The 18,834-nt window shown below is 63.7% G+C and carries 16 protein-coding genes; 6 read left to right on the forward strand and 10 right to left on the reverse strand.

Annotated elements, in window-relative coordinates; all coding sequences use genetic code 11:
• From SH809_19335 to SH809_19360, 6 genes are all read left to right on the forward strand, one after another.
• The coding region (locus SH809_19335) for a class II fructose-bisphosphate aldolase (GenBank protein ID MDZ4701873.1) at positions 1-385 on the forward strand (385 nt) is incomplete at its 5' end.
• Positions 378-1,256 carry a 5-deoxy-glucuronate isomerase gene (gene iolB / locus SH809_19340; GenBank protein MDZ4701874.1) on the forward strand — a complete coding sequence of 293 codons (879 nt, stop codon included), beginning with the start codon at positions 378-380 and terminating at the stop codon, positions 1,254-1,256. The genes SH809_19335 and iolB, both read left to right, overlap by 8 nt.
• A gap of 214 nt (positions 1,257-1,470) precedes the next feature.
• Positions 1,471-2,409, forward strand: a complete 939-nt coding sequence (locus SH809_19345; protein ID MDZ4701875.1) for a universal stress protein — start codon at positions 1,471-1,473, stop codon at positions 2,407-2,409.
• A 14-nt stretch (positions 2,410-2,423) separates the two neighbouring features.
• Entirely contained in the window at positions 2,424-3,347 is a 924-nt protein-coding gene (locus tag SH809_19350) for a universal stress protein (GenBank protein MDZ4701876.1), read from the forward strand.
• Positions 3,348-3,407: 60 nt separating this feature from the next.
• Positions 3,408-5,267 (forward strand): 3D-(3,5/4)-trihydroxycyclohexane-1,2-dione acylhydrolase (decyclizing), encoded by a 1,860-nt coding sequence (gene iolD, locus SH809_19355; GenBank protein ID MDZ4701877.1) that lies wholly within the window; start codon positions 3,408-3,410, stop codon positions 5,265-5,267.
• A 168-nt stretch (positions 5,268-5,435) separates the two neighbouring features.
• Positions 5,436-6,458: a Gfo/Idh/MocA family oxidoreductase gene (locus SH809_19360; protein ID MDZ4701878.1), complete on the forward strand. Its 1,023-nt coding sequence runs from the start codon at positions 5,436-5,438 to the stop codon at positions 6,456-6,458.
• A 70-nt stretch (positions 6,459-6,528) separates the two neighbouring features.
• Here SH809_19360 and SH809_19365 read toward each other — a convergent pair whose 3' ends face one another.
• The 10 genes from SH809_19365 to SH809_19410 form a co-directional block, all read right to left on the reverse strand.
• Positions 6,529-6,981: a PH domain-containing protein gene (locus SH809_19365; GenBank protein MDZ4701879.1), complete on the reverse strand. Its 453-nt coding sequence runs from the start codon at positions 6,979-6,981 to the stop codon at positions 6,529-6,531.
• A 19-nt stretch (positions 6,982-7,000) separates the two neighbouring features.
• On the reverse strand, positions 7,001-8,038 hold the full coding sequence (locus SH809_19370) for an aminoglycoside phosphotransferase family protein (protein MDZ4701880.1): 1,038 nt from the start codon (positions 8,036-8,038) through the stop codon (positions 7,001-7,003).
• Positions 8,035-8,853: a 5'-methylthioadenosine phosphorylase gene (locus SH809_19375; protein MDZ4701881.1), complete on the reverse strand. Its 819-nt coding sequence runs from the start codon at positions 8,851-8,853 to the stop codon at positions 8,035-8,037. Before SH809_19375 ends, SH809_19370 begins: the two co-directional genes overlap by 4 nt.
• Positions 8,854-8,906: 53 nt before the next feature.
• Positions 8,907-9,632, reverse strand: coding sequence for an ABC transporter ATP-binding protein (locus tag SH809_19380; GenBank protein MDZ4701882.1), 726 nt, complete (start codon positions 9,630-9,632; stop codon positions 8,907-8,909).
• A gap of 61 nt (positions 9,633-9,693) precedes the next feature.
• Positions 9,694-10,479, reverse strand: a complete 786-nt coding sequence (locus SH809_19385; GenBank protein MDZ4701883.1) for a hypothetical protein — start codon at positions 10,477-10,479, stop codon at positions 9,694-9,696.
• Positions 10,469-11,353 carry a hypothetical protein gene (locus tag SH809_19390; GenBank protein MDZ4701884.1) on the reverse strand — a complete coding sequence of 295 codons (885 nt, stop codon included), beginning with the start codon at positions 11,351-11,353 and terminating at the stop codon, positions 10,469-10,471. The genes SH809_19385 and SH809_19390 overlap by 11 nt, the downstream gene beginning before the upstream one ends.
• Positions 11,319-12,527: an ABC transporter substrate-binding protein gene (locus SH809_19395; GenBank protein MDZ4701885.1), complete on the reverse strand. Its 1,209-nt coding sequence runs from the start codon at positions 12,525-12,527 to the stop codon at positions 11,319-11,321. The genes SH809_19390 and SH809_19395 overlap by 35 nt, the downstream gene beginning before the upstream one ends.
• Positions 12,528-12,909: 382 nt before the next feature.
• A complete protein-coding gene (locus SH809_19400) occupies positions 12,910-15,879 on the reverse strand; it encodes a TonB-dependent receptor (protein MDZ4701886.1) in 2,970 nt (989 codons plus the stop codon).
• Between the two features lie 202 nt (positions 15,880-16,081).
• Positions 16,082-16,693 carry a globin domain-containing protein gene (locus tag SH809_19405; protein ID MDZ4701887.1) on the reverse strand — a complete coding sequence of 204 codons (612 nt, stop codon included), beginning with the start codon at positions 16,691-16,693 and terminating at the stop codon, positions 16,082-16,084.
• Between the two features lie 67 nt (positions 16,694-16,760).
• On the reverse strand, positions 16,761-18,806 hold the full coding sequence (locus tag SH809_19410; protein ID MDZ4701888.1) for a cation:proton antiporter: 2,046 nt from the start codon (positions 18,804-18,806) through the stop codon (positions 16,761-16,763).
• Positions 18,807-18,834: the final 28 nt, after the last annotated feature.

The raw sequence follows: 18,834 nt of genomic DNA on the forward strand, positions 1-18,834 counted from the left end.
CCAGTTCGACATCCTCGAGGCCATCGGGGCGCGGCTGCCCCGGTTCCCACTTGTGCTCCACGGAGCCTCTACGGTGAACCAGTTGGAGATCGACCGGATCAACGGCCCCGGAGGACGGCTGCTGCCCGGCGCCCGGGGGGTCGACCCGGACGAACTCATCCGCGCCATCGAACGCGGCATCTGCAAGGTCAATTTCGCCACCGACACGCAGCTGCTATGGGCCCGAACCTACCGTGAGTTCTTCCGCGACCGTCCGGACCAGATCGACCTCGTCATCCCCGGCCGGCAGTACATGGATGCGTATGTCACATTGATGAAAAACCGATTCGAACTGCTCGGCGCCTCCCACCGCGCGTTTGGCGTCCGTAAGAAACACCATGCATGACTCTCCTCTGCTCCGCAAACCGTCCGCCGGCGCTGGCTGGTACCAGCGCATCACCCGTGAAGAAGCCGGCTGGGAATTCCTGAATTTCGAAGCCCGCCTCCTCCGCCGCGACGAGACCTGGGCCGGCGACACCGGCGAGAACGAATACGCCATCGTGCTACTTGGAGGCAACTTCTCGGTGAGCTCCACCCACGGTACGTGGCGCACCGAACACGGCCGCAAGGATGTCTTTAGCGGCATCGCCCATACGCTCTATTTGCCCCGGCGCACGAACTTCGTCCTGACCGCCGAAAGTGATACGCTGGACATCGCGTGCGGCTGGTGCGCGACGGACCAGGACCGGCCGGCCTGTTTCAAACGCCCGGAAGAAGCCGCCATCGAGCTGCGCGGCGGCGACAACGCCAACCGGCAGATCAACAGCCTGCTGCCTCCCGGCTTCGACTGCCACCGGCTCGTCTGTGTCGAGGTCTACACCCCTTCCGGCAACTGGAGCTCGTTTCCAGCCCACAAACACGACATCCGCACCATCAACCCGGACGGGACGCTGAAGGAGGCCCGGCTGGAGGAGACGTATTTCTACAAGATCGATCGCCCCCAGGGGTTCGCGATCCAGCAGGTGTACACGGCCGACCGCTCGCTGGACGAGATCGTGCGCGCCCACAACAACGACGTCGTGATGGTCCCACGCGGCTATCACCCCGTGGTGGCCGGCCACGGGTACACCGTCTACTACCTGAACTTCCTGACCGGCAGCGACCAGTCACTCGCCAACACGGACGACCCGGACCACGCTTGGATTTACGGGACGTGGAAGGGCCAGGACCCCCGGCTGCCGCTCGTGACGGCCGCGATGAACCGCGCCGAGGGCTGACTGACCGGTCGAGTGGGTGTCGATGGGTAATTCGTCGTGTAGGGTGCCGCCCTACACGCGAATAGGGGCTCCGTTGCGGGACTGTTTCAGCGGCCGGCATTATTCTGTTGGCGGGTATTCTCCGGGGATATGAACCGCGCCTGGCGCCAGAAACGTCGCGCCGCCCGGACCTCGCCGGCGGTGCATCCGTGAACCCACTCGCTCCCTGAACGACATGCTTCAACCAACCCACCCTGTTTTCCTGGTAGCCTCCGATTTGCGCGACGCCTCGGAGGGCATCGTGCAGGCGGCTTCCGTTTTCGCCGAACGCGCCTGCGCCGAACTCCACCTCTGTCACGTGATCGAGCCCCGGGGCTGGCTGAGTCGCTCGGTCAATCTGCTTGAGCAGGCAGAGTCCGTGCAGCTGTACGGCATGGTCGAGGCGTCCGAACGCCTCCAAAAGCTCCAGAAACAGGCCAAGCACTGTATATCGCGTCGAACTCCGCCGGCCAGTATCGAGGTACTGACCGGACCCGAGGCGACCTATCAGCTCGTTCTGAATCATGCAAAGAAGGTCGGCGCGACCCACATCGTGCTCGGCCCTCACAGCGGCACGGCCGCCTCGGCTCGGCTGTTGGGCACAACCGCCGAGCGTATCATTCGTACCGCCTCCATCCCGTGCCTGCTGCTCCGCGGGCTGGTCGTACACCCTCCCGAACGCATCGGAGCCGCCATCGACCTCTCATCGATGTCTCCGCAGATCGTCGCGGAGGCCGCGCGCTGGGCGATGCGCTGCGCAGGCCCGGACGTGGCGACGCTCGCCACGCCGGCGTTCCAACTTATCTACGTCGGTTGGTCGGTCGAGCACATCGACAACCCCGGGATAGAGCAAACCGTTGTGCGTCCCGGCATCGAACAGGCCCTGGCCGGCGCCCGGGAAGTACTCGGAACCTCGCAAAATCTGGACGCGCGGACGGAAGTCCGTTGGGAAAACGAGCCCGTAAAACCTATACTCCAGTGGGCCGCGACAAACCAGATCGACTTGCTTGTCGTGGGCACCCACGGGCGCAAGGGCCTTATCCGAGCGCTCCTGGGGAGTACGGCAATGGCCATCGCACGAGACGCGGCATGTCCGGTGCTTCTCGTGCCGCCACCCGTCGAAACCGAAGGCTAAGTCTGCGTAGCGCCATGTACAAGTACAATCGCGTCCTCATTGCCCTGAACCTGCTCAGCGACCAGGACGAGACCACCCTTCGATACGCCGGCATGCTCGGCCGGCTGGGTATGCCGAATGCCGTCTATGTCGCCCACGTCGCGGAAACCCTGGACATACCGGACTCTGTCCGCGAGGCCTACCCTGAAGCGTTGCGTCCCCTCGACGAGACCATCGAAGAACAGCTTCGCTACTGTGTGGGCGCCCACTTCGGGGAACGGCCGGCGAACACCGACGTGCACTACCTCGTCGGCGAAGGTCCGACGGCGGAGACGCTGCTCCGCTGGACGAAGCTGAAGGATATCGACCTTGTTATCGTAGGCTCGCGCCGGCGGGGCCGCGAGGGCGGATCCACACCGGAAAAGATGGCGCGCCGCGCGCCGTGCTCCGTGTTGACTGTTCCGGAAGGCGCCCCGGCGCGCATCAAGCGCATCCTGGTGCCGCTCGATTTCTCCGAGCACTCCCGCGACGCGCTTACCAAGGCGATTGCGATCGCGGCGGCGGCCGGCCATTCCGAGCTCGTCTGCCTACACGTCTACAGCGTGCCGGTAGGGTACTACAAGATCGGGAAGACGTACGAGGAGTTTGCGGCCATCATGCGCAGCCACGCGGAGGAAAAATATCGGCAGTTCATCGCCGATCTCGACCTCCAGGGGCTTTCGCTCATCGCCTTGTTCGAGCCCAGCGAAAAGGCCTCGAGCCGCATTCCGGAAGTCGCTGAACGGGAAAGGGCAGACCTCATCCTCATGGGGGCCCGAGGCCGTAGCAACAGCGCGGCCGTCATGCTAGGCAGTGTCACCGAGCGCCTGTTGCACGATTCAACCATCCCCATCATCGCCGTCAAACAGAAGGGCGAAGAGGCCAATATGGGATTTTTGGACGCTTTCAAAGAGTTGTAGCGCTACCGACCGCCCCGGTACCCGGACCCCGGGGCCCAGAACAAAGACCACCACATCCTCATGTCTACCCGCCGGCTCACGGTCGCACAGGCCGTCATCGAGTACCTCAAACACCAGTACGTCGTCCGCGACGGCCATGAACATCGCTTCTTCGGGGGATGCTTTGGCATCTTCGGGCACGGCAACGTGGCCGGCCTGGGGCAAGCGCTCCACCAGGGGCATGGGTTCCAATTTTACCAGTTCCGGAACGAGCAGGCGATGGTCCACACGGCCGTCGCCTACGCGAAGATGAAAAACCGGCTCGGGACGTTTGCTTGCACGACCTCGATTGGGCCCGGGGCGACGAACATGATCACGGGCGCCGCGCTGGCGACGATCAACCGCCTGCCGGTGCTGCTGCTCCCCGGCGACATCTTCGCCCGCCGGCACGTGGCGCCGGTCCTCCAACAACTCGAAACCCCCTTCACGCAAGACATCGGTGTAAACGACGCCTTCCGCCCCGTGTCGCGCTACTGGGATCGCATCAACCGGCCCGAGCAGCTCATCGCCTCGCTGCCCGAGGCGATGCGGGTGCTCACGTCGCCGGCCGAGACCGGCGCCGTCACCATCTGCCTGCCGCAGGACGTCCAGGCCGACGCCTTCGATTTTCCCGACGCCTTTTTTGAGAGAAAGATCTGGACCGTGCCGCGGCCCCGGCCGGATGTCGGTCTCGTCCGCAAAGCCGTCGAATGGATCCGCGCGTCGAAGCACCCAATGATCGTCGCCGGCGGCGGCGTATTGTACAGCGAGGCCGCCGAAACCGTACGCCGGTTTTCCGGGCGCACGGGCATCCCGGTCGCGGAGACGCAGGCCGGCAAGGGCGTCATGCGTTACGACGACCCGACGGCCCTGGGGGCGGTCGGCGCGACGGGCACGCCCGGCGCCGTGGCGGTTTCACGGGAGGCTGACCTCGTGATCGGGATCGGGACCCGGTACAGCGACTTCACGACGGAGTCGAAGTCGGCCTGGCAACGCGACGGTGTCCGCTTCATCAACATCAACATCGCCGAATTCGACGCCTTCAAACACGGCGCCCTCCCGCTCACCGGCGACGCACGCGCCGTCCTAGAGGAGCTGGACGCGTTGCTGGACGACTACGAGGTTTCCCACGCCTATCGCCAGCAGGCGGCCGGCTTCAACCAATCGTGGGACGCGGCGGTGCAGCGCATTTACACACTAGGCCACGGCGTGCCCGTCAGCCAGGGCGAGGTGATCGGAGCGGTGAATGAGTTCTCCGACCCAAAAGATGTGGTGCTCTGCGCCGCCGGCAGCATGCCGGGCGACCTGCACAAGCTCTGGCGCACACGCGACGCCAAGGGGTACCACATGGAATACGGCTACTCGACCATGGGCTACGAAATCGCCGGCGGGCTGGGGGTCAAGATGGCGGACCCGAGCCGTGAGGTGTACGTCATGTGCGGCGACGGGAGCTACCTGATGATGTCGTCCGAAATCGTCACGTCGATTCAAGAAGGGTATAAGCTGACCATCCTCCTGCTCAACAACCACGGCTACGCCAGCATCGGCGGGCTCTCCGAAGCCGTCGGAGCCGACCGCTTCGGCACCCAGTACCGGTTTCGGGACGACGAGCAAAAGGCGTTTACCGGCGCTCCCCTCCCCCTGGACCTGGCCGCCAACGCCCAGAGCCTCGGCGCCTATGTCTTCCGCTGCGTCACCATCGAGGACGTGCGTTCGGCGCTTGTCGAGGCCAAAACCATTGACCGGACGGTCGTCATTTACGTCGAGACCGACATCCACCAGGGGGTACCGGGATATGGATGGTGGGAAGTGCCCATCGCGGAGGTCTCAACCACCGAATCCGCCCGCCTGGCGCATCAGGGGTATGTGGAGGCGAAGAAGATGCAGAGACGGTACCTTTAAGGCAAAACGTAAAGGGCAAAAGGTAAAATGAGTGGCGCGATACATCCCCGGGGGTATGTGGAGGCGAAGAAGATGCAGAGACGGTACCTTTAAGGCAAAACGTAAAGGGCAAAAGGTAAAATGAGTGGCGTAACACCCATACTCCCACACACCCATGCTCCCACACCCGTGCCCATACGCATCGCGGCCGTCGGACTGGGCCGGCTTGGGCGGCTTCATGCCGAGAATCTGGCGTTCCGGATCCCGGGTGTCGAGCTGGCGGCTGTTTGCAGCGTCGTGCTGGACGAGGTAGAGGAGGCGCGGAAGGCGCTCGGCAACCCCGCCGGCTTTATGAATTACGGGGAGATGCTGGCGCGGTGCCCGCTCGATGCCGTCGTTCTCACCACCCCATCCGGTTTACACGCCGGCCAGATAGAGGCCGCACTCGAGGCCGGGCTACACGTTTTTTGTGAGAAACCCCTCGCCACCACCATGGCAGACTGCGAGCGCGCGGCCGCGGCTGTCGCCCGACACCCGCACCGGGTGTTCTTGCTCGGGTTCATGCGGCGCTACGATCCCTCGTATCTCTTTGCGAAACAGCAGATCGACGCCGGCGCCATCGGCCGGCCCATCCTCTTCCGGGGCTACAGCGTGGACCCCCTCTCGGCCATCGAGGGCGCGCTCACATACGCCCCCCACAGTGCCGGCCAGTTCCTCGACATGGCCATACACGACATTGACCTCGCCCGCTGGTTGCTGAAGAGCGAGCCGCGCGAAGTGTATGCGACAGGCGGCTGTTATGCCTACGAAGCATTCGCCCGGTATGGCGACGGCGACAATGTGGCGGCGCTGATGCCGTTCGAGAACGGCGCCATGGCGTTTTTCTTCGCCGGCCGCACGGCCCCGCACGGCTACAATGTCGAGACCGAGATCATCGGCACAAAGGCTGCGCTGCGTATCAACGCCGTGCCGGCCCGGAACCGCGTCGAAATCCTGGATGCCGGCGGCGTCCGGAAGACGTGCGACCAGCACTTCATCGACCGCTTCGGCGACGCCTACCGCAACGAACTCGTGGAGTTCGCCGCCTGCATTCGCGAGGAGCGCCGGCCTGGGATCACGGTGCAGGACGGTCTGGCCGCTACCCGTATCGCCCTCGCGGCAACGAAGGCGTTTCAAGACGGAGGGGTGGTGCGGATTGACGCCCCTGAGTAGCAATTCGTGATTAACGATTAGCGATGGGTCTGGCTTTGGACATTCCGCAGCATCAACCATCCAACACGCTTTACTCCCCCACCCGTCTGTACCGGGACCCATCCTTCACGAGACCGGGGGAGCGCCGTGCGAGATCCACCAGAAACTCCTCTCGATCGGCCGGCGAGATCAACAGCGGCAAGCGGCTCCCTCTACTCCGGATAGCGATGCGATCCAGCGAAAGCGCTGGCGAAGAGAGGGGGTTTCGGGAGGGGTAGATCTCCTCGATGTCATCCAGGGCGACCACCCAGGTGAAAGGGCCCGAGCGGACGGTGAGCGTAGTATTGGATACTTCATACCCTGTCGCCACAAGGAGCCAGCCGACCAGGCCGGCACTACCCAGGATGATGACGGTGAAGACCGCCTTGAGACCGATCGGAGTAGGGGCATTGAAGATGGTGGCGACGCCGGACAGGGCAACCAGGCCGGCTACTCCGATGACGGCCAGCAGCCACCCGTCGCGCTTCGAAGGATACGTACGCATGAATAGTGGATCGATGGGTTTATAGTCGATGATCGATACACCCCCCCGGAGCCCCCCTAAGCAACGCGACGGAGTGGGCGACGGCGTCATAGACGACGGCATCGTCTGCCGTGTGTCCATCATACAGATATCCCGCCCGAAAAGCACCAGCGACGCGGACGAGGATCTCGCAACCGGCATGCACGGCAGCGTCGCGGCGCGCCTGATCGTCCCATAGGCTTGTTTTCGCGGGACGCACGGCCACGGCGTAGGCGGCCAGCCATGCGCTCCAAAACGCAGGCGCGGCCGGCGCCTCCAGCCGATGCCCGATCATCCACAGATGAGCCGCCAGATGGCCGACATCCTGCGCGGGGTTGCCGTAGTGCGCGAACTCCCAGTCGATCACCCGCAGGCCGGCCGGCGTCACAAGGACGGACGGCGGCCAGAGGTCGCCCATGATGAGGCAGCTCCCGGGCCGGAGCAGCCGCTCCCCAAGTGCCTCGGCCTCCCGTCCCAGCTTCGCCGCATCCGGAACACCGAGGTGCGCGAGGAGGCCGCCGATGGCGCGGTACTGGACGGCGAGACGGGTTTCCTGGATGGCTCGGTTGTCAATCGCCCTGGAAAGAGCGAAGTCCCCGGTGCTGGCGGCGTGCAGCCGGCCGATGAAGACGCCCAGCTGCGCACCAACCTCCCCCGCCGCCTCGTCGGTAGCCGTCTCCAACCAGGCGCCCAGATGCGGCGCATCGCCCACGTCTTCCATGACAAGGATGTGCGCCAGCTCGTCCACCGCCCGCGGAACCGGTGGCCGTACAGTGTGTGTTGCCACCGCCGCGAGCGGGCCACGTTCACCGAATAACGCCAGGCAACGGCTTTCGATGACGAGGCGGTGGGGATCGAGGGGGATCGAGGGAGAGGTAGCGATATAGGGCGGGGCGTATTTGACGATGAGCGGCTCGGGGGAGGCCGGCACGCGCCACACCTCGTTGATCAGCCCCCCGGACAGGCGCCGGGGGCTTCCGATCCAGTTGGTCGCGGGTAGGAGCCGGCGGATGGCCTCCTGTATCGCCTCCTCCGTCATCCTTCGTTCTCCGGGTCGGAGAATCGGAACAGGTGGTTGCCGAACGCCACGGGCATCGCGTGAAACAGAAACGCCCGCACGATTCGTTCGAACGTGAGCCGCGAGCGGTCGAGAGTGGCCGCCACGGCCTCCTCGTCCTCCGGGGCGTTGACATCTGGAACCGAGTACTTGTGTCCCACCACGAGGCCGGCGCAGGGGATTTCCAACTCGTTCGCCAGGATGACCTCGGGCGCCAGCGTCATGGAATTCACCTGCGCCCCGAGGCGGTGCCACATCCGGTTTTCGGCCGGCGTCTTTGTCCGCGGCCCGCCGACGTAGCCAAAGACCACGTCATCCGCCGGAATGACCCCTCCCGTGCGCACCAGCATGGCCGTCTGCTCCGTCAGCGCCCGCGAAAACAGCCCTTCGTTGAGGACGAGATGGCCATGTTCGGCTGACGGCTCGGGAAACAGGGTACAGGCGCTGCCGTCGGGCAGGCGGTTGTCGAGCGTGATGAGATCGCCCAGAAGCAGGGGATGGTACAGCGGCAGGCCGGCGTCCATCACCCCGACCGAACTCGTCACCAACAGCGCGCCGCACTCGGCCTGGTGGAGGGCATGGGCCTGGGCGCGGTACGGGATCTGGTTCGGGAGCAGCCGATGCGGGTAACCGTGGCGGAACGAAGCGTACGCCGGCCGGCCGGCCCGCTCCACCCGGTACAGCGTCCACGGCCCCCAGGGGGTTTCAAACGCGACCGGCTCCGCCGGCCCGAGCACATCGAGCCGGAAGGCGCTACCGAGGATGACGGCGACGGATGCTGGAAGTGCAAAGTGCAAAATGAAAAGTAAAAAGTGAATTGTGAAAAGTGAAAATCCTTGATCGTTATTCGCTAATCCCCGAGCAACCCTTTCCAGAACGCGATTTCGTCCAACACTCCGATATCCGGGTCGCGGATGAAGGCGTCTCTCGATTCGTAGGCGTGGAGCCGGCCTTCCTTCATGAACGCAATCCGGTCGCCCATGAGCAAGGCCTCCTTGAGGTCGTGCGTGACAAAAATTGCCGCGATCTCGTAGCGTTTCACGAGGCGTTTAAACACCTGCTGCATCGCGCCGCGGATCTCGACATCGAGGCTGGCGAACGGCTCGTCGAGCAGCAGCAGGGCCGGCCGGATGATGATCGCCCGTCCGAACGCCACCCGTTGCCGCTGGCCGCCCGAGAGCTGGGTGGGCATTTTGCGGGCGTGGGAGGCGAGCTCCAGGTCGTCCAACATTTCGTCGACACGGCGCCGCACCTCGCCGGCCGGCTCGTTTCGCAGCCGAAGCCCGAACGCGATGTTCTCCCGGACATTCAGGTGCGGAAACAACAGCGGCTCCTGGTAGAGGTACACCGCGCTCCGCGTCTGCGGTTCGGCCCGCGTCACATCCCGATCCGCCAGACGCACCGCGCCCGCATCCGCCGTCTCCAGGCCGGCGATCACCTTTAACAGGGTCGTCTTCCCACACCCCGACCGCCCCAACACACTGAGCGTCTCCCGCCCCGCCAGCGACAGATCCAGCCCACGAAGCACCGCTTCGCGTCCGTACGACTTGTGGAGCTGGTTGATTTCGAGAAACACGATTTAAGGCAAAAGGGAAAAGGGAAAAGTGAAAAGTGAAAAGTACGTGCTGGAGGAGAGCTTACACTTGCTTAAACACGAACCGCTTGTTTGCCCACAGCAACAAGGCCGGGGGGAGGACGAGCAGGCAACTGGCGATGGCGGCGTAGTAGACGTTGGCCTCGCCGATATATTCGTAGACCTTGACGGGGAGCGTCTGAACCTTACCCGAGCCGATGAGGATCGTCAGGCCGTACTGGAACCAGGAGATCAGGAAGGTCTGAAAAAAACAGATTAAAAGCGCACCGCGCGACACCGGGATGAGCACGCGCCGGTACGCCTGGAGCGTCGATCCGCCCAGCGTATAGACGAGGTCCTCGAGGGCCCGGACTTCCGCGTTCCAGAAGGCGCTAAAAAAGACGATGCTGAAGCCGTAGGCGAACATGGTCTGCGCCACCATCACGCCGGCGACGTTGCCTGTAAGCCCCGCCTTGATGTACAGGAACATGAGGCACGTCCCGAGCACAACCGGCGACATGACAAACGGGACGTACGCGAGGAAGAGCAGCGACGATCGGCGGGGATGGTAGGCGATGAACTTGCCGGTGATGAAGCCGGCCACCGTCGACAGCCCCGCCACGACACTCGACACCCCGAGAGAAAGCAGGAAGCTACTCCCAAGCGCGCTCGATCCCCCGAGTACGCGACGCCACAGGTTCAGGCTGAGTGCGCTGGGCCACACCGCCGGAAACGACCACTCGCTCACCAACGAGAGCCCGAACAGGTAGACAAACGGAAAGAGGCACACCGCGGCGAGCAACGCCGCCGCCGCCGGCCGCAGCCGGAGCCCGATCGCTTTATGACTCATGCCGCACCTCCCCTTTTCTGAACGCGAGGACGACAAAGGCGACGACCACCGCCGTGTACAGCAGGGCGATGAGAAACGCCTCGGGCTTCTGCTGGATGTCGAACATCGCGTACTTCCGCATCGTCAGCACCGAGATCATCTGCGGGTTCTGCCGGCCGAGGAGGAGCGGGATCTCATAACTCCCCAACACAGCGATAAAAAACAGCACGATGTTCGCGAAGCACTGGTTGAGCAGGATCGGGACGTGGACGCGATAGAGCATCTGCCAGCGCCCGGCGCCGAGCGTCCGCGCGAGCCCTCCCAGGGCACCCAGCTTTTCCCGGTTATAGATCTCGACAAAGAGGAGGATAAAAAATGGGAGCCCGAGCCCAACGTGGGCGATGATGATCCCCACGCCGTACGCATCGTTCACGAGGGGGGGAAACTGCCCCACCGCGTCGATCATCCCCAGCTGAAGGAGGATGCGCGACACGTACCCCGCCCCCGAGAAGAGCTGGAAAACCAGAAACGCCGCGACGGTCGCCGGCAGGGCGAGCGGGAAATAGATGATGTATGAGAGCGCCCCGTAGCCAAGCGGCCGGCGCAGATACAGCGCCAGCACGAGGGAGAGGCTGATGGTCAGCAGCACCGAGATGCCGGCGACATACACGCTCAGCCCGAACGACGCCCAAATCTCGCTCCCCTGCCCCAATTTGGCCCAGTAGGCCCACGTAAATCCGTCGCTCAACAACCCGGCCAGCCCGGTGCTGTACGCCAGCGCATATCCGAGGCTAAAGAGGATCGGCAGGATCGCCAGCGCCAGAAACAGCGCCAGCCCCAGCCGGCCCAGGCTATTGCGGTTACCGTGCAAGGACTTCGTTCCGGAAATCGTCATACAACCGGATCATGTATTCGGGGGCGAGTTCGGGGAGCGCATACGGCTGGATGACCTCCCGGCGCGGCGCGTGTGTGCGGCCCGGGACGGAGGCGAAGCGCGCCTGCCAGTCCGCCGGCAGCCGGTCGATAGCCAACACCGTCCCATCTCCCCACACGGCCGGGTCGTACTTCTGGAGCTGCGCTTCGGGCGAGAGCATAAAATTGATCGCCACCATCGCGCCGGCCTTATGTTCGGCCGTCTTCACGATGCCCAGGTAGTGCGAATTCTGGATCGTCCCGCCCTCCAGTACAAAGGCGGCGGCCGTCGGCGGGAAAAGCCCCTGCAGCACTTTGTTGTCGACTTCCCCGTCGTTGTTGCTCATGGTGAAATCGACCTCCCCCGTAGCGAACATCTGATGGAGCTGGGCCAGGCCGGCCGGGTAGGTCTCGCCCTTCATCCACAGATACGGCTCGATGTCGTTTACATACCGCCACAATTCGGGGGCGTACCGGGCGTACAGCCGTCCGTCAAATGGCCCGGCCAGCACCTCCGGCCCACCAGCGATGTCGATGAGCAGCGACTTCAGGAAGGTCATGCCGGCAAACCCGATGTCGAATGTAAACTTGCCGGGATGGGCGCGAACCCACGCGGCGAGCGCCTCGCGTGTGCGCGGCGGCTCGGGTGTGCGGAGGGTGTCGTGGATGAGGGCAAACTGTACGTTGCCCCAGGGCGCCTCGAACCCTTCCACAGGCTGTTGAAAATCCTTCCCGATGAACGGGTTTTCGAGATCGATGTACCGGGCGTTCGGCAGGCGATCCACAAACGGCCCGTACAGTGCATCGATCTGCCGGAGCTGGTAAAAGGTCTCTCCGTTGATCCAGGCCATGTCGACGTCGCTCATCGCCTTGCCGGCCTCGATCTCGGTCATCAATAACGACACCACCTGCTTGCCCTGGCCGGAGCTGATAGTGAGATCGATTCCGTATCGCTCCATCAGCGCCGGCGCCACGTAGCCGCGCATGTATTCGTTGATGAACGGATCACCCATCCACATCATCAGATTCACCCGCTGCCCCCGCGCCTCCGCCTCGATGGCCTCCCACGGCGCCGTGGCCACATCGATCCCCGCGTCCCCGGAAGAAGACGGCCCACAGCCGGCGAGGAGAAGGATGAGGAGAAGAAGATGTTTCACAAAACGGCTTGGTATTGATGATGCGTTCTAAAATACAGCGTCGTCCTTCACTGCGTTGCTAATGAACACACTATTCGAGGCTAGTCGTAAATTCCTGTAAAACAGCTCAGCTGCGTACATGTACTCGAAAAACCGGGCAGGATATCGAAACCCCAAATAATTGAGTCATCCCGAGCCTGTCGAGAGCCTGCCCCCGCGAAGGCGGGGGGGGCTCTCGACAGGCTCGGGATGACTTCGGGATATGGGGATTGGCGATTTTACCATCTAACAACACGTTCATGCTCAACAAGAAAGCCCCGCGCAGCTGGGCTCTAGGTCTCAAGCTGACATTTACCCTAACCCTTTAATTTTCAATATTTAACCTACTTCCCGGCGCGAAGCGTCAAAACACCACCCGCGCGCCGAACTGAAACTGGCGCGGCGGGGCGGCGTTGCGGCGGATGATCTCGTTGGTGCCGCCCAGCTGAATCTGGTTACTCTGCGTGGCGTTGTTCGAGTAACCGCTCAGGTTTTCGGCGTTAAACAGGTTGAAGATATCCGCACGAATCTCCACCGTCTTGCCTGCGATCGGCAGGCGGTAGTGCGCTCCGAGGTCGAACGTGGACACCCATGGCAGCCGGCCACTGTTGCGGCTTTCGCCGGGGTGGCGGTCGCTGTTGCCCTGGTAGGCGTCGGCGAACGAGCGGCCGTCGCCGTTGAGATCGGTGGTGCCAAAGATGAGCGCGTCGGGGATGCGGTTGATGGGCTGGCCGCTCTGGACCAACGCCGCGACGGACACCGCGACCCGCGGGGCGGGGTAGTAGTAGACGATCCCGCTGACGACGTGCGTCCGGTCGTTAATCGAGGGGCCCCACTCGCCGTCGAAGTCGTTCCCGTCCTGCGCGCGGAAGTTGATGTCTTCGGTGTTGTTGCGCAGGTTGGAGAGGGTGTAGGTGAAGCGGTAGGAGTAGGCGTCGTCGCGGCGATCCTTGAGCAGGTTAAACGACGCCGCGTAGTACTTCGACTCGCCGCCGGCTTCGGACATCAGGATATTGCGCGCCCCGCCGGCCACGATGGCGATCGGGCGGGTGGCGTCGGCCTCGGCGGGGGTGCGGACGTACGTGGCTGGATCGAACACTAAATCACCCAACGGCCCTGGATTCCACGGCGCCGCCGGATTCAGCGTCCGCAGCCGGTACAGATCGTACGAGCGGGTGTGGACGAGATCCACGTAAAACAGCTTATCACTGGCGATCTGGCGCTGGTACCCGAGCGAGAACTGGTGCGTGTAGGGGTTGTCGAACCCGTTCGGGTTCAGCAGGCGCAGTTCGTTGCTGAACACCTCATCGCGGCGGGCGGCCAATTCGAAGGGGCCGGGGCCCTGGAGGTAGCCGGGGGTGAGCGCGGTGGCGTCCACGGTGACGTTGCCGTCAAACGTGACGCGATCCAGGTCGGTGTCTGCCGGGAGCACCCCGCTGTCGATTAGCTGCTGAAGCTGCTGGCGGTAGCCGACGGCGGTCGAGTTTTGCTGGAGGGCATCGGAGTAGACGGCGTAGAGCACCTTGTCGTAGAAGATGCCGTAGCCGCCGCGGACGACGCTCCGGTCGTCGATCAAATAATTGAAGTTGACCCGCGGCGCGACGTTGTTCAGGTCCCCCTCGTCGGCGCCGCCTTTCGAGAGCGTGTCGAAGTCGTACCGGAGCCCCACCGACAGGTTGAGCCGGCTGTTGACCGCAATCTGATCCTCGAGATACACCCCGTAGGTCGTCTGCCGGGCGCCGAAGCGGATGGGGCGGAGTTCGACATTATAGCTGAGCACCTGCACATCCGACGGGATATCATCGATGCCGAGTGTGGACCCGAGCGCCGCGGTACGCAGCGCGTCTTCCTGGGACTCGTTGAGTTGCACTCGGTAGGACCCGGCCGGCGTGCCGCCGCCGGCGAGTTCGAAGTTCGACGTAATCACCTCCCCACCCACCTTGAACGTATGCTGCCCGGTGGACAGGGTGAGTTTTTGCTGGAGTTGGATCGTGTTTTCGATGTCATCGAATACATAGCCCGGATGGCCGAGGCCGGCGAGGCTGAGTCCGTTGGCCCCGAGAACATCGACGCGGGGAGACGACGCGTCTTCGGGGTCGGCGTAGTTCCAGCGGAAGCGGCTGTACAGGACGTTGCTTTCGTAGACGATGCGGTCTCCGAGATAGGTATTCTGCACCCCGACGAGCGCCGCGTTGCGGTCCTGCGTATTGGCCGTAGAGGGAAACTCCGTCCCGCCCTCCAGACCACCGCCCTGGCGTTCGATGCCTACGACGCCGAGGTTGGCGCGCACGGTGGAGCGCCAGCGCTTGGACCAGATCTGGTCGATCCGCGCCGAGGCCAGGGTGAAGGTATTCTGTCCCTGGACCGTCTCGTTAACACCGAGCGCCGGCACGTTGAGCAGATTGTCCTTGATGTCGTACGTCTGCTCCAGGTTGACGAAGAAAAACGTCTCGTCGCGTGTGATGGGCCCGCCAACGGCGAAGCCGGTCTGGTGGCGCTGGAAGCCGTCCTTCACCTGGTTGCCCGAGAGGTCGCGCTGGGCGTAGGGGCTGCTGGCGTCGAGCGCCGGCCCGGGGCGCGTCACGTAAAAGGCCTCGCCGGTCACCGTATTGCCGCCGCTTTTTGTGGTGACATTAAACACCCCGTTGCCCGTGCGGCCGTATTCGACCGAGTAGTTGTTCGTGAGCACCGTCACATCCTGCACGCTGCCGACCGGGATCGGGAATTTCTGCCCGCCGAGGAAGTTCTCGTTGTTGTCCATCCCGTCGATCATATAATTGACGTAGAGGGCATTCGCGCCGTTGATGCTGACATTCGGGGCCTCGGGGAAGAAGCCAGTCGCCTGCGTTACGTTGGGCAGACGGAACAGCGCGCGGGTGATGTCTCGCCCCTCGATGGGCAGCATCTCCACCTCGTGTGCGGCGAGTGTGGAGGCCACTTCGGCGCTCGTCGTATTGAGCTGCGCGAAGCCGGAGGCCTCCACGACCAGCTCGTCCAGCTCGACCTCCCTTACCGGCCCGACGAGCAGCACCACGCTCCGTTTTTCGTTGGAGCGGAGCCGGATGTCGCCGGCGCGAGCCTCGTTATATTCGGTGCTCTGGCGGACGAAGGTCTCGTAGACGCCGGCCGTCGTCAGCCCCGCAAAAAAGACCTTGCCCTGGGCGTTGCTCGTCTTCGCCTCGGCGTACCCGATGTCCTGGTTTTCGAGGTGGACGACGACGCCGACGAGGGGCTGGTTAGTGATCAGATTAAAGACGGTGGCTTCGAGGCTGGCCTGGGCAAAGGCGCCGGTAGCCGGCAAAAAGGCTATAATGAAGCAGACAAGGCGCTTCATCAACCTTGTCAAAGGCTGATAGGTCATGAATCGAGACAGGTAGATCGGGTGGGTGTGCCGCTGGCCGGACGCATCGCTCGCGGGGCGACCGTGCGCAGGTCCTGAGTGCATCCTGCGTTGTCCATGGTACGCGGCGCGAGCCACACGAACAACCGAACCCCCGCCGGTGGCGCTCAAGAAAGCCCTTTCCCCGGAAGAGGCGTCACTTTTTGGTCAGGAGTTCATGAACGACCTGGCTGGCGTGGAGATAGGCGCGATACTGGCCGAACTGAAACGCCGTAGCCTCACTATCCCGCTCATGGTCCGACCGACCAGACGCTTCGCTGCTGAGTTCGAGGAGCCGGTCGACGATCCGCTGTACCTCGACGGCAGCGACGGCTTCCGCGGCGTCCACATCTGCTCGGCGCGCCGGCTCGACGTGCCAGTTCGCTTTCATCACCTCGATACCCACCCGCATCACCTCGCGCCAGGCGGCGTCGATCGCGTCGTCATATCTCGGGTCACAGCCTTTTACGGCCACCATCAGGCTTTCGAGCCAGGCATCGTAGAGGGCCGGCGGGATCCCGTACCCGTGTTTTCCATGAGCCGCGCCCAGGGCGGCCATGTGGGCGTGCGCCGCGTCGTCCCGCTTTTCATGCAGATTCATCATCTGGTAGAGGGACGCGTTCAGCATGGCCATCTGCCGCTCCATGTCCGTGTGCGCAAACGCCCGTTTGACATCTGGCGAGGACGCGACAAACGAGTCGTAGAAGTGCTCGAGGAAGTGGATGTTGCTCAGACAACGGAGCAGACTGGACCGAAACAGGACTCGCATAGGATGGATCGTGGGTTGGGCGGAAGTAGCAGTTTTCTGTCGTTGCAGAGAGGGCGACGAGCAGAGTCTACGGTTCTCGTTCGAAAGCAGGCTCCGCCGCCACCGGTGGAGCAGGCGCCTCGGGCCGGAAGAGGAAGGCGCATGCGGCAAACTGAGAAGCAGCGCCCACCATCACGAGACGGTCGTCCGGCAGGACCTCGAAGTCGCCGTCCGGATTGCCGATCGTCCGGTCGCCCCGACGTACGGCAAGAACGGTCAACCCGTAGGTTCGCCTCAGGTTCATCTCGCCCAGACGCTGACCGGCGATGGGCGCCCCGGGCCGAACGGCCACGGCGCGGGTGTGAAGGCCCACCTCATCCAGCCCCTGCAGCACCATCATATGCGCCTCGTTGAGGCTCCCGCGAAATACCCCGTAGTTGCCGGATCGGATGGCGTTGACCTGCATGTTGATCTCCTCAGCGGGGATCATGTAGGCGTTCAGGGTATGGGTGAAGATGTGGATCGCCGTCTCCAGTTCTTCGGGAACGACGACATCCGCGCCCGCGCGCTGCAGCACGTCGACATCGGCCATGTAGCGGGTGCGGGCTACGATCTGGATGCTGGGGTTAAACTGCCGGGCGAGCTCCACGATGCGGCGAGTGGCGACGCTGTCGTCGATAAATAACGCGCATAGTTTGGCCGTGTGGATGCCAGCGTGTTCGAGGATGTGCGACCGCACGGCATCGCCCACGATGACGGGGACGCCGTCCTCCTTCGCTTTGCGCGCCCGCTGCGCGTTGATCTCGATCACCGAAAACGGCAGCCGGGTGTCGCGGAGGACGCGAACGAGGCGCTGCCCGCCGGGGCCATACCCCACGACGATGACGTGGTCCTCCAGGCCCTTCTCCATTGATGGCTCGATGCCCTCGCTCGTGTGCGGATCCGCCCGGGCCAGCCGGCTATGCACGATGTCGGCCAGGTACATGAGCAGCGGCGTGGCCAGCATCAGGATGACCGTCACAGCGATAAATACCTGCCCCCCGGCCTCACCCAGACCCGCCGGCGTGAGCCCGATCGCCGCGCCGGCGCGTTCCAGCACAAACGAGAATTCCCCTACCTGGGCCAGACCGATGCCCACCGGCAACGCCACCCGCAACGGGTACCCTTGTAGCCGCACGCTGAGGGTCGTAATGCCGGTTTTTAAGATGAACACGATGGCCGACACCGCCAGCACGAGACCCAGGTTGTCGTACACAAAGGTGACGTTCAAGAGCATGCCAACGGACATGAAGAAGATCGCGTTAAAGATCGTCCGAAACGGCAACATCTCGCTGAACGCGTACGTGCTGAAGCGGCTTTCGCTGACGACCAGGCCGGCCAGAAAAGCCCCCAGCGCCAGACTCACGCCGACGAGACTCGTGACCCACGCGATGCCGAGGCAAACGAGGGCGACCGTGAGCACAAACATTTCCGAGCGACCCGTGGCGGCCACGCGCTCCAGCACCCACGGAACCACCTTGCGGGCGGCGATCACCACGCCACCGACGATAATCACCGCCTTACCCAGCGAGATCAAGATCTGCCCGATCGATCCCTCTTCTCCGCTCAGCAAAGGCATCAGGAGCACCATCCCGATGATGGCCAGATCCTGGAAGATGAGGATCGCCAGCATGAACTGGCCGGCCGGCGTCCCCGTCTCCGATCGATCCGCCAGCACCGTGAGCACGATCGTTGTACTGCTCAGGGCCACGAGCCCGGCCGTAAAAAGCCCCATCCGCCAGTCCACACCGATCACCGCCAGCAAGGCCGTGACGACGACGATGCTGAGGGTGACCTGCATTCCGCCGGCGCCGAATACCAGCCGCGAGATCCGCTCGAGGCGTTCCAGACTGAACTCGATGCCGATCGTAAACAGCAACAGGATAACCCCCACCTCGGCCAACTGCCCGATGAGCGCCTCGTCCTCTACCAGCCCCAACGCGCTCGGCCCGACGATCACGCCGGCGAGCAAAAAACCGACGATCGGCATCAGCTTGAGCCGGCTACAGAGATAGGTGAGCAACAGGCTCAGCGCAAAGAGCAGGACGATCTCTTGCAGGAAGGCGAGTTCGACGGTGGCGAGGACTGGGCGCATGGAGGGTTATGGGTGCTGGGTTCCGAGA

It is taken from the genome of Rhodothermales bacterium, from assembly GCA_034439735.1.
GTDB lineage: Bacteria > Bacteroidota > Rhodothermia > Rhodothermales > JAHQVL01 > JAWKNW01.